This window comes from Noviherbaspirillum aerium (genome assembly GCF_008929045.1).
Lineage (GTDB): Bacteria > Pseudomonadota > Gammaproteobacteria > Burkholderiales > Burkholderiaceae_D > Noviherbaspirillum > Noviherbaspirillum aerium.
The window spans coordinates 203819-215805 of the sequence record NZ_VFAH01000008.1 but is presented as its reverse complement, the minus strand read 5'-3'; the positions used below and the strand labels follow the sequence as shown (position 1 = coordinate 215805).

10 protein-coding genes are annotated in these 11987 nt (G+C 60.5%); 6 read left to right on the top strand and 4 right to left on the bottom strand.

Annotation, left to right across the window (positions count from 1 at the left end; translation table 11 throughout):
* The first annotated feature begins 132 nt into the window (after nucleotides 1-132).
* On the top strand, nucleotides 133-1362 hold the full coding sequence (locus FH061_RS14100; protein ID WP_151636455.1) for a nucleoside recognition domain-containing protein: 1230 nt from the start codon (nucleotides 133-135) through the stop codon (nucleotides 1360-1362).
* 64 nt (nucleotides 1363-1426) lie between these two features.
* Here FH061_RS14100 and FH061_RS14095 read toward each other — a convergent pair whose 3' ends face one another.
* Entirely contained in the window at nucleotides 1427-1660 is a 234-nt protein-coding gene (locus FH061_RS14095) for a hypothetical protein (RefSeq protein WP_151636454.1), read from the bottom strand.
* Nucleotides 1661-1889: 229 nt separating this feature from the next.
* Nucleotides 1890-4319 (bottom strand): penicillin-binding protein 1A, encoded by a 2430-nt coding sequence (locus FH061_RS14090; protein ID WP_404822471.1) that lies wholly within the window; start codon nucleotides 4317-4319, stop codon nucleotides 1890-1892.
* Nucleotides 4320-4639: 320 nt separating this feature from the next.
* Here FH061_RS14090 and FH061_RS14085 point away from each other — a divergent pair, with 320 nt between their 5' ends.
* From FH061_RS14085 to FH061_RS14065, 5 genes are all read left to right on the top strand, one after another.
* On the top strand, nucleotides 4640-5767 hold the full coding sequence (locus FH061_RS14085) for a CBS domain-containing protein (protein ID WP_151636453.1): 1128 nt from the start codon (nucleotides 4640-4642) through the stop codon (nucleotides 5765-5767).
* Nucleotides 5768-5777: 10 nt separating this feature from the next.
* Nucleotides 5778-6710, top strand: coding sequence for an aldo/keto reductase (locus FH061_RS14080; RefSeq protein ID WP_225984664.1), 933 nt, complete (start codon nucleotides 5778-5780; stop codon nucleotides 6708-6710).
* 100 nt (nucleotides 6711-6810) lie between these two features.
* Nucleotides 6811-7392 carry a hemerythrin domain-containing protein gene (locus tag FH061_RS14075; protein WP_151636512.1) on the top strand — a complete coding sequence of 194 codons (582 nt, stop codon included), beginning with the start codon at nucleotides 6811-6813 and terminating at the stop codon, nucleotides 7390-7392.
* Nucleotides 7393-7719: 327 nt separating this feature from the next.
* Nucleotides 7720-8592 carry a YihY/virulence factor BrkB family protein gene (locus FH061_RS14070; RefSeq protein WP_151636452.1) on the top strand — a complete coding sequence of 291 codons (873 nt, stop codon included), beginning with the start codon at nucleotides 7720-7722 and terminating at the stop codon, nucleotides 8590-8592.
* 138 nt (nucleotides 8593-8730) lie between these two features.
* Nucleotides 8731-9573, top strand: a complete 843-nt coding sequence (locus FH061_RS14065; RefSeq protein ID WP_151636451.1) for an aldo/keto reductase — start codon at nucleotides 8731-8733, stop codon at nucleotides 9571-9573.
* A 72-nt stretch (nucleotides 9574-9645) separates the two neighbouring features.
* Here the strand turns inward: FH061_RS14065 and FH061_RS14060 are convergent, their stop codons facing one another.
* Together FH061_RS14060 and FH061_RS14055 are read right to left on the bottom strand one after the other, a co-directional pair.
* A complete protein-coding gene (locus FH061_RS14060; protein ID WP_151636450.1) occupies nucleotides 9646-9900 on the bottom strand; it encodes a hypothetical protein in 255 nt (84 codons plus the stop codon).
* Between the two features lie 72 nt (nucleotides 9901-9972).
* The gene (locus FH061_RS14055) at nucleotides 9973-11985 is read right to left on the bottom strand and encodes an acetoacetate--CoA ligase (protein WP_151636449.1); all 2013 of its coding nucleotides are present in this window, start codon (nucleotides 11983-11985) and stop codon (nucleotides 9973-9975) included.
* Nucleotides 11986-11987 lie beyond the last annotated feature (2 nt).

The window sequence follows — 11987 nt, the reverse complement described above, 5'->3', positions numbered from 1 at the left end:
AGTCTCCGCCACGCGTCAAGCTTGATGCTTTGCTGAACAGCATGGTAGAAACCGCTCTCCTCCGCACCAGTATTCGCCTTGCCAAGCGTTAAAGTCTGTCTGTTACTGTGATCGTCATGTAGAAGGAAGCGTATGTTGAATGCCCTGTGGCTGGGATTTTTCATCATTGCAGCCATTTGCGCCTTCGGGCGCTGGCTGTTCGAGGGGAACGCCGCCGTATTTGCCGCCATGGTCGACAGCCTGTTCGCCATGGCGAAGCTGTCGGTGGAAGTCATGATTCTGCTGTTCGGCACGCTCACCCTGTGGCTGGGCTTTCTGAAGATCGCCGAGAAAGCCGGCGTGGTGGATGTGCTGGCGCGTGCCCTTTCCCCTTTGTTTCGCCGCCTGATGCCGGAAGTCCCGGCTGGGCATCCTGCGTTGGGACTCATGACGCTGAACCTGACTGCCAACGCCCTTGGCCTGGACAACGCGGCGACGCCAATGGGCCTGAAGGCAATGCGCGCGCTGCAGGATCTGAACCCCGATCCGCAAACCGCAACGCGGGCGCAAGTGCTGTTCATGGTACTCAACGCGTCTGCGCTCACACTGCTGCCAGTCTCGATCTTCATGTACCGCGCACAACAGGGCGCAAGCGATCCCACACTGGTGTTTCTGCCGATACTGCTTGCGACCACGGCCTCCATGCTGACCGGCTTCGTTGCAGTGGCAATCGCGCAGCGCATCCGTCTCTGGGATCCGGTTGTGCTTGCCTGGCTGGCCGGCACGGCGCTGGTGCTGGGCACGGCCATCGCGGTGCTGGCAGGCATGTCGGCGGCGGCGCTTGCAGCAGTATCGTCGCTGCTCGGCAATCTGGTCCTCTTTCTGCTGATCCTGTTCTTCCTGGCGTTCGCCGCGTTGCGCCGGATTCCCGTCTATGAAACTTTTGTCGAAGGAGCGAAGGAAGGATTCGAGGTGTCGCGCAACCTGCTTCCCTACCTGGTGGCCATGCTGTGCGCTGTCGGAGTGATGCGTGCGTCCGGCGCGCTCGACATTCTTCTGGAAGGTTTGCGCTTGCTGGTGCAGACCTTCGGCCTCGACACACGCTTCGTGGATGCGTTGCCGACGGCGCTGGTGAAGCCCTTCTCAGGAAGCGCGGCGCGCGCCATGCTGATCGAATTGATGAAATCCGGTGGAGTGGACAGCTTTCCCGCGCTTGTTGCCGCAACCGTGCAGGGAAGCACGGAAACGACCTTCTATGTACTGGCGGTGTACTTCGGATCCGTCGGTATCCAGCGGGCTCGTCACGCGGTCAGCTGTTCGCTGATTGCCGATGCGGCGGGCATTGTTACGTCGATCGGGGTGTGCTACTGGTTTTTCGGATGATTCTGCGATGCGCAAGCTAAGAAATATGCCGGAGGCTGTCCACAGATCCCCGGCAGTTGCCCGGTCATGCGAATTTCCGCGCCTTGGACAGGATCACCAGCCAGCGACGGAGAATCAGCAGTTCCACATGGCCCGCCTGGACGCCGGGGCTGCAATCGAGCACCGGATTGACCTTGTAGTAGCGATTGCGGAAGTCACGGCAGACGAACAGTTCACGCTTGCCGAAACGGACCAGGAAGGACATCGGCGCATATTCAAGACCAAAGCGTGTGCCGAAAGAGTTGTTCAGGTAAGCCATGTCAGTTCTCCTTTAACTACTTGCCAATGAATGAGTAGTTAATGTAACACAAGTACTGTACGGAAATACAGTACTTTTTTAAACATGGCTTTTCCCTGACCTTGCCTCGACCCTGCACGTTCAAAAACAGGCGTCGCGAACCGGCGAGAATTCCTGTCTGCGTTGCGGCGGCAATGATGCCACGTAGGACGGTCGAAGGAATAATCGGACTCGATAAAACGAAAGGCCGTTATCCGCCGCCTCCGCCGCCGCGATACGACATGTCGTCACCCGGCAGGCTAGGCCTTGGAGGTGGAGCAGGCGCAGGACCCGGCCCCGGAACCGCGCCTTGCGGCCTGTTTCCGAATAATTTTTCCCAGAAACTGCGAGTATCCTCCACGCCAACCGAGCGAACCGCATTGCCGTTCGCGTATTCCTGATAGATCCAGTCACCGTCGAGCTGCGCAACGCCCTCGGGAACTGAGCGTTCGAGCAGCGGCTTGCCTTTTAGCGCAGTGCGCATGTAATCGATCCACATCGGCAGCGCGACCGTGCCGCCAAATTCGCGGCCACCCAGCGAGCGGGGCTTGTCGAAGCCCATCCAGGACACCGCGACGATATCGCCGCCATACCCGGCAAACCAGCCATCGATGGAATCATTGGTGGTGCCGGTCTTGCCCGCCAAGTCGCGCCGGCCGAGTTTCTGGCTGGCTGCGAAGCCGGTGCCGCCATTGACCACGTCGCGCATCATGCTGTCCATGATGAAGGCGTTGCGGGCGTCGAGCACGCGAGCCGCTTCGTCGCCGGCTTTCGCCGGTTCGGAATTGATGAGAACCTCACCGCGGTTGTTGACGACCTTCTGGATCAGGAATGGCTTTACCTGGTAGCCGCCATTGGCGAACACCGCGTAGCCGCTTGCCATCTGCATCGCCGTGACCGACCCCGTCCCGAGTGTCATGGTGAGGTTGGCCGGATGCTTGTCCTGTTCGAAGCCGAATTTCGTCAGATACTGCTGCGCATACATTGGCGAGATCGACTGCAGGATGCGAATGGAAACCAGGTTCTTGGATTTCTTGAGACCGGTCCTCATGCTTACCGGGCCGTCATATTGTCCGTTATCGTTCTGTGGGTCCCAGCTCTGCCCGCCGGAGTCGCCGGAATTCAGGGTCAGGGGGGCATCGTTGATCAGCGTTCCAGGAGAGAAGCCTTTTTCGAGCGCGGCAGAGTAGATGAAAGGCTTGATGGTGGAGCCCGGCTGCCGCCAGGCCTGGTTCACATGGTCGAACTGGTTGAGCGTGAAATCAAAGCCGCCGACCATGGCCCGTATTGCGCCGTCCCGCGCATTCATTCCGACGAGCGCTGCCGACACTTCCGGCAGCTGGGAAATCCACCATTTTTTCTTCGCGTCGCGCACTACCCGGATGATGGCACCGGGCCGTATCTTGTTCTGCCCTTTCCCCGACAGGGCCGGCGCCGCGAAGCGCAACCCGTCGCCGGTTACTTCCACGTCTTCCCCGGACAGCAATTCGGCCTTCACCAGTTTGGCTGTCGCCGATACCACCACGGCTGACTGCAGTTCATCGCTGTCAGGATACTTGAGCAGGACTTCGGAAATAGCCTGGGCACGGTCGTCCGCGTCCCGCGGCAGCTCGATGAATCCTTCCGGTCCGCGATAGCCGTGGCGGCGGTCATATTCGATGACTCCGCGGCGCACCGCTTCATAAGCCGCAGTCTGCTCGGTGCTGTTCAAGGTCGTATAGACGTTGTAACCGTGGGTATAAACGTCGTCCTTGTACTGCGCCACCATGTACTGGCGAACCAGCTCGGCCGCATATTCCGCATGCGTGCTGAAACGGCGGCGGTCGCCGCGTATGAGCAGCTTTTCCTGGGCGGACTTGGCGTACTGCGCTTCGCTGATATAGCCGAGTTCGCGCATGCGCTTGAGGATGTATTGCTGGCGTTGACGCGCGCGGGTCGGATTGACAATCGGATTGGCGCCGGCCGGCGCTTTCGGCAGACCGGCGAGCATCGCTGCCTCCGCCACCGTGATTTCCTTGACCGGCTTGCCGAAATAGACACGTGCCGCGCTGCCGAAGCCATAGGCCCGCTCGCCAAGATAGATCTGATTCATGTACAGCTCGAGAATCTGGTCCTTGCTCAGCTTGCGTTCGATTTCATAAGCCAGCACGATTTCATGAAGCTTGCGGGCGTAAGTCTTCTGGCGGGAAAGGAAAAAAGTGCGGGCGACCTGCATCGTGATGGTGGATGCACCCTGCGAGCGGCTGCTGCGCAGATTCGCCAGGCCAGCTCTCAGTATCCCGATATAGTCGACGCCGCCGTGTTCGTAGAAGCGGTCGTCTTCAATCGCCAGGAGCGCCCTCTTCATGACTGCGGGCATTTCCGCGATGGGCACGAAATCTCGCCGCTCCTCGCCGAATTCGCCGATTAGCACCTCATCGGCGGTATAGACCCGCAGCGGCATTTTCGGGCGGTAATCGATGAGTGCGTCCAGCGAAGGCAGGTTTGGCATCACGAACAGAGTGATGTAACCGAACATGACCACGCATACCAGCACCAAAGAGCCAAGAAGGATGGCGCCGACCTGTCCGAGCCGGCTGGCGAACGGCTTGAAGAACGACTTGCGAGACCTTGATCCACGCGATGTTTTTGCCAACGAAATCCCCTCTTGTAAATGTGAAGCACCGTCACTTTAACAGGCTGAGTCATCTGCGATGTAACGCGATGTTACGGTCTTCCGACAGTAGAGATTCCGGCTATTTGAACGCGGCGGAAATTTGTCTGAACGGAAGCGTTGCCTGTCCGGCCCGGACCGCATTTTACGTTGAGCAATCCCGCCCGTCATGTCCCGATTTTTGTACTTTATACATCCACTTGGTAAAGATGGGTAGCGACTAAGCGGAGTAGCGCCCTTCCCGGCCACACAAACCATGGCAAACATCTTGCAGGTTCTCGATCGGGGTTTCTTGAATGGAGGCAGCCATGGGGCAACGGCGTTTCGGCAATCGCAGGGAAGCAGGACGCCAGCTTGCATCCGCACTGGCATTCCTGAAACAGCGTTCGCCGGTGGTTCTCGGCCTGCCGCGAGGCGGCGTGCCCGTGGCCTACGAGATTGCATTGGCGCTACAGGCGCCTCTTGATGTGCTGCTGGTACGCAAGCTGGGGTCGCCGGTCTCTTCCGAAGTCGGCATCGGAGCTCTTGTCGAAGGCGACCCGCCGCGCAGAGTGCTGAACAGTGAAATGATCGACCTTCTGCGCCCGTCCTCCCTGTTCCTGGCCCAGGAAGTCGAACGCCAGACACGGGAGCTGCAACGCCGCCGCCAGCTGTATTGCGGCAACCGAGCACGCGTGCCGCTCGCCGGGAGGACCGTCATTCTTGTTGATGACGGTATCGCCACCGGAGCGTCAATGCAGGCGGCGGTGGAAGCGGTGCGGGATACGGGGCCGGAGCGCCTGCTACTGGCGGTGCCGGTGGCGCCCGCCGAAACCCTGAAAAAGCTGTGCTCGCTTGCCGATGATGCCATCTGCCTGCAGGTGCCCGAACATTTTCGCGCGGTAAGCCAGTATTACGACGATTTTGCGCAGACTGATGACCAGGAAGTCACTGCATTGCTCGACGACGCGGCGATGCGCAGCCTGCGAGCACCAAGCGAAAGGATTGCCAATATGCCAACCGTATCGGATCTGATGGACCATGATGCAACTGTCGTCGGCCCGCACGACAATGTCTCCCGTGCAGCAGCCATCATGCGTGACTGGAAGGTGGGCGTGCTTCCGGTATGCGACGGACGACGGCTGATCGGCATGATCAGTGACAGCGATATTCGCGTGGCTGCGGCACGGGAAGGCCGCCCGCCGGAACATATCCATGTGGCCGAACTCATGAGCGAGGAACTGGCATGGTGTTTCGAAGACGAAAGCATGGCCAGCGTCATGCAACGCTTCGGCGGCTCGCTGCTGGAACGCATCCCTGTACTGGACAGTGAAAGGAATCTTGCGGGAATGCTCACTCTCGACCGCAGCATGAGCGATCCGCATGTATCCCATGAGGGATCCGATTTGAGCCGCCTGAACCGCCTGTCGTCGGACCAGGCAAACGGACAGTTTTGAGGGCGGCGCCATGGATTTCAGTCACCTTAGCCGGCGCGACGCGATGCGCCTGATCGCGGCGGCGCTTGGCACCGTCGGCACCGGCGCCAATGCCGTACCGCCGGCCCCCGGCGGAAATGCGATGCTGTCGCGGCGCATTCCTTCCTCCGGGGAGATGCTCCCTGTCATCGGCCTCGGTACCTGGCAGACCTTCGATGTCGGTACGACCGCAGCCGACAGGGCCCCGCTGGAACAGGTTCTTGCGGCGTTCGTCGAGGGCGGCGGCAGGCTGATCGATTCCTCGCCGATGTACGGCCGGTCCGAAGAGGTGGCGGGGGAGCTTGCTTCCCGCATGGGACTGCGCGACAGGCTATTCATCGCCACCAAGGTATGGACGCAGGGAAAGGAGTCCGGCAAGCGGCAGATGGAGGAATCCATGCGCAAGCTGAAAGCCGATCCGATCGACCTGATGCAGGTCCATAACCTCGTCGACGTCGACAGCCACCTTGAAACTTTGAATGAATGGAAGCGCGCCGGACGCATTCGCCATATCGGCATCACGCATTACACCGCCAGCGGCCAGCAGGACGTGGTCCGCGTGCTGGAACGGCACAAGGTGGACTTTGTGCAGATCAATTATTCGGCGGGCGAGCGCGAGGCGGAACAGCGGCTGCTTCCTTTCGCTGCCGAGCGCGGCATCGCCGTGATTGCCAATCGGCCATTTGCCAGCGGAGAACTGCTGCGCCGGCTCAAGACCAGGGCCTTGCCGCCCTGGGCTGCGGAAATCGACTGCAGCAGCTGGGCGCAGGTGTTGCTCAAGTATGTGGTGTCCCATTCGGCACTGCATTGTGCAATTCCCGCCACGGCCAATCCTGCTCATGTGCGTGACAACCTGAGGGCCGGATACGGGCGCATGCCGGATGCGGCGTTGCGCAAGCGCATCGTTTCCGAAGCGCTCGGCTGACACGCCCGCGCTCACAAGGTCGAGCAGGTACGCAGTTTGCTCCTGTGTTGTTTTCGCCTTCGCGGCGAGAACAACATTTACAAAAATGGAGAGCGCCATGATGAAAAGCTTTACTGACAAATTGTCCCCCAGCATTACCAACATGATCCGCATGGACCATACCTCCGTACTGGAAACCTTTCACCAGTATGAAATGGACTCCGCACCGCAAACCAAGAAGGCATTGGTCGGCACCATCTGTCTCGCACTGGAGATCCACGCGCAGCTGGAAGAGGAAATCTTTTATCCGGCAATGAGCCATTTGGCGGCGGACACGCCTATCGTCGGCAAGAGCGTCCCGGAACACAATGAAATGCGACGCCTGATCGCGCAGCTGCGCGCAATGGAAGCCACCGATCCCACCTTTGACCAGACCTTCCTGCAATTGATGAAGGACGTCATGCATCACGTGGCAGATGAGGAAACGACTCTGCTTCCTGACGCGGAAAGACTGATCCCGGATCGCCTCGGCGAACTCGGCATGCAGATGACCAAACGACGCCTGCAGCTGATGGCGCCGCACGCCGGCGAAATGGCAATGAATACGGCACGCACCTTCCCGACCAGCTCCATGCTGGTGGCGGCTGGAGCAGTCCTTGCCGGCACCTACTTCGCCAAACGCACCATGTCGCGTCATCATTGATAAGCGATGCGCCAGTAACGAAAGGATCGGCCCGTTGTCCACCGCGGCCGATCCGCAAGATCGAGCGAACTTAGGTGGACTCTAGTCCGGCACGGGTACCGGCTAGAACGCATTCGTTCTGAATGGACTCGACGACGCCGAGAAAATATCCCTGTGGGCGCAGGCTGGTGACGCGACATGGCGAGCCCGGTGTTCCCGTACCATGGCAAGGAGGACCCGGCGTTCACACGCAACCCAGTGCCGCCGGCAGCTTGCCCGGATCGTCAGTCTGTTCAGGACGAAAGCATCCTGGCAAGCCAGTACCCGTGCTTTCATACGAGGAGGATTATGCGGATTCCGGGATTGCGCGGCCTGAAACCAAGCCTGGTCATAAAAAAAACCATCAGCGACTTCTTTGACGACGACATGACCACCTATGCGTCCGCGCTCGCTTACCAGGTACTCTTTTCCATCTTTCCCTTCATTATTTTCCTGATCGCCCTGCTGGGCTTCCTGCACCTTTCGGATTTCTTCGAATGGCTGCGAAGCCAGGCGCAGTTCGTCGTTCCGCGCGAAGTCATGCCGACGGTCAATCAGGTGATTGATGAACTGCAGCAGGAAAAAAGCGGCCTGCTGTCATTCGGCGTGATCGTTGCACTTTGGTCGGCATCAGCGGCGGTACGTGCGACGATGAACGCGCTGAACGTGGCGTATAACGTGCGCGAAACCCGCCCTGCCTGGAAGCTCTATCCGCTATCGATTCTCTATACGCTCGGGCTTGCCGTTCTTCTCATTCTCGCTGCCGCCCTGCTGGTCGTCGGACCGCAGGCGATACAATGGCTTGCGCACTGGGTTGGCCTGGAACAGCTGTTCGTGACGCTATGGGCATGGCTGCGCTGGCCCGCCGCCCTGTTCCTGTTGATGCTGTCGGTGGCGGTAATTTATTACGTCGCTCCGAATGTGCGGCATGAATTCAGCTTCATTTCACCAGGCGCACTGCTCGCCGTGCCGGTGTGGATCGGCGCCTCGATCGGCTTCAACTACTATGTCAGCAATTTCGGCGATTACAGCGCGATGTACGGCAGCGTCGGCACGATCATCGTGCTGCTGCTGTTTTTCTTCATTTCGGCCGCCGTCCTGCTGTTCGGCGCGGAACTCAATTCGGTCGTCGAACAGAATGCCGGCAATACGCGCGCTAATTCGCCTGAAGAATTAAGATAGCAATCGCAATCACTTGGAGCGCCTGCCAGCATGCCGCCCGGCGCGTTGCACCTGCTTGCCGCAGGTGTCAGCCGTCTTCGTCGGTGCGACGTGCCATCGTCATTACGATAAACATTCTTGAACCCGCAAAGGAATCCCATGCAAACACTGCGTCTGCTTGATTTGCCCGACGAACCCGAGGTTCCGGTACTCGGACAAGGCACCTGGTGCATGGCGGAAGAGCCGCGCAAGCGCGCCGGGGAGATTGCGGCCTTGCGGGCAGGTATCGACCTCGGCATGACGCTGATAGACACTGCGGAAATGTATGGAGACGGGGCATCGGAGACCCTGATCAAGGAAGCATTGTCCGGCCGCCGCAGCGACATTTTCCTGGTCAGCAAGGTCTTGCCTCACCATGCGAGCCGGCGCGGCACCGTTGCCGCCTGCGAAGCCAGCCTGCGCCGGCTAGGCACGGATTACCTGGATCTCTATCTGCTGCACTGGCGCGGCCAGGTGCCTCTGGATGAAACGCTGGAAGCGCTGCAGGCACTGGTGCGGGACGGCAAGATCCGCCGTTGGGGAGTCAGCAATTTCGATCTGGCCGACATGGAAGAACTCGAACGACTCGCAGGCGACGACAAGCCGGCCGTCAATCAGGTGCTCTACAATCTGAGCCGGCGCGGCATTGAATACGACCTGATGCCGTGGTGCGCCGAACGCCGCATTGCCGTGATGGCTTATTCGCCGATCGAACAGGGCCGCCTGCTGAGCAATCCCGCACTTCGACGCGTCGCCGAACGGCACCGGGCCAGCCCCGCGCAAGTGGCGCTTGCATGGGTACTGCGCCAGCCGGGAATGATCGCGATTCCGAAATCAGGCAGGGTCGAACATGTGGCCGATAACCGGCATGCGCTGGAGCTTCGCCTCGGCGACGACGATCTGGCCGAACTCGACCGCGCCTTCCCTCCTCCCGCCGGACCACAGCCGCTGGAAATGATCTGATATCTGGATGGCCGCTTCGATGCAGGAATGACGGATCAAGGGTCTGCCGATTACCTATTGCCTATTGCCGATTCACCCCGCCAGCAGCGAGTCAACAATCGCATAGCCCTTGACGAAGCCGGCCTCGATCGCCGCCTCCTTGGTCGGATAATCGCCGCTGTCGCCCGAGGCGGCGGTCAGCTCGCTCTCGTAACTGGCATCTTCGCCGGGCTGGGAGATGCGTACGCTGAAGTCCCAGGAGGTGCCCGCGTCGTCATGCGCCAGCGGCGACACATGCACCTCCATGCCCTTGTATTCCTCGGTATGCCAGTCCTGCTCGAATGCCATAGCTGCCGTCCGCGATTCAAATAATGATCCGCAGATCGTAACGCGCGCCGGCCCGCCGCTGGTTGAGATATCTCACGCCGGCTGGTGCCCGGCCTGTGCCGGCTGGCTGGCCAGCAGCGCGTTGCGCCGCTTTGCGAAATCGATGAAATAGGCAAGGCTCCCCGGATTGCTCATCGCATCCGGATTGGCCACCTCCTCCACCGCCATCCCGAGCAGCAGCTTCTTCACCGGCAGTTCCATCTTCTTGCCCGACAGCGTGCGCGGTATTTCGGTCACCGCGAATACCTCGTTCGGCACATGGCGCGCCGAGAGCGAGGTGCGTATGCTTGCGGTGATCCGTGAAATCAGCGGTTCATCGAGCGCAATGCCCGGACGCAGCACGACGAACAGGGGCATGTAGGATTCCCGCCCCAGGTACTCCAGGTCCACCACCAGGCTGTCGAGGACTTCCGGCAGCCCCTCCACCACCCGGTAGATCTCGCTGGTACCCATGCGCACGCCATGCCGGTTGATGGTGGTATCGGAGCGTCCGTAAATGATGGCGCCGCCGCGCGGCGTGATGCGCAGCCAGTCGCCATGCCGCCACCAGCCCGGATAGGTATCGAAATAACTGTCGTGATAGCGCCGCCCATCGGGATCGTTCCAGAAGAACAGCGGCATCGACGGCATCGGCCTTGTCACCACCAGCTCGCCCACCGCATCGTCAAGCGGCTTGCCCTGTTCGTCCATCGCGTAGACCGCCACGCCCAGGCTGCGGCACTGCATTTCTCCCGCATACAGCGGCAGGATCGGGCAGGCGCCGACAAAGGATGCCGCCACATCGGTGCCCCCGCTGATCGAGGCCAGCAGGATGTCGGGGCCCAGCTGTTCATAGATCCAGGCGAAGGCATCGGCGGAGAGCGGCGAGCCGGTCGAGCCGACGGTATGGAGATGGTCGATGCGCGCCAGCTTGCGCGGTTCGATGCCGGCCTTCATGCAGCCGGCATAGTAGGCAGCGCCGGCGCCGAACACCGTCAGGTCAGCCTCCTCGGCGAACTTCCACAAGGTCCCGAGATCCGGATAGCCGGGATTGCCGTCGTAGACCGCAATGGTCGCGCCGACCAGCAGTCCGGTGACCTGGGAGTTCCACATGATCCAGCCGGTGGTCGAAAACCACATGAAACGGTCGTCTTCGCCTATGCCGTTCTGCAGCGCCTGGCCCTTCAGCGACTCGAGCAGGGTACCGCCCTGGCCGTGAACGATGGGCTTGGGCATGCCCGTGGTGCCCGATGAATACACCACCCACAAGGGATGATCGAATGGCAGCTGCTCGAAGCGCATCTCGCTGTCACCGGAGATCAGCTCGCGCCAGGAATGAGTGTCGGGCAGCGTCACGCTCTGATCCAGATAAGGCAGCAGGATCACATGCTCCAGCGTCGGCAGCGAACGCGCCAGTTCCTTGACAACCTCGCGCCGGTCGAAGTCCTTGCCGCCGTAGCGGTACCCGTCCACCGCGAACAGCACCTTGGGCGAAATCTGGCCGAAGCGGTCGAGTACGCTGGGCGTGCCCATGTCGGGCGAGCAGCTCGACCAGATTGCGCCGATGCTTGCGCAGGCATAGAAGGCGACGACCGTTTCCGGAATGTTCGGCAGATAGGACACGACCCGGTCTCCCGGCTGAACGCCCATGCTCCGCAAGGCATTCGCCATGGCACCGACCTGCCGGCGCAACTCGCGCCAGGAAAGCCTCACCGTGGATCGGACTTCCGAGCGGCCTATGATGGCCGTACGGTCCAGGTCGCCTTCATGGAAGCGGAAAAGCTGCTCGGCCAGGTTCAGGCGGGCACCGTCGAACCACTTCGCTCCCGGCATCTTGTCGCCGTCCAGCACGCGGGTATAGCCCGAGGAGTGACGTACGTCGAAGTACTGCCAGATCGACTCCCAGAAGTCTTCCAGGCTATCGACCGACCATTGCCACAGGTCCTGGTAGGCGGTGAAGCGCAGCTTCTTTTCACGCTCGAGCCATTGCATGTAATCATGCAGCCGGCTGCGTTCGATTCTTTCCTTGCCGGGTGTCCATAGCAATACCGGGTTTTCCTGGCTCATGG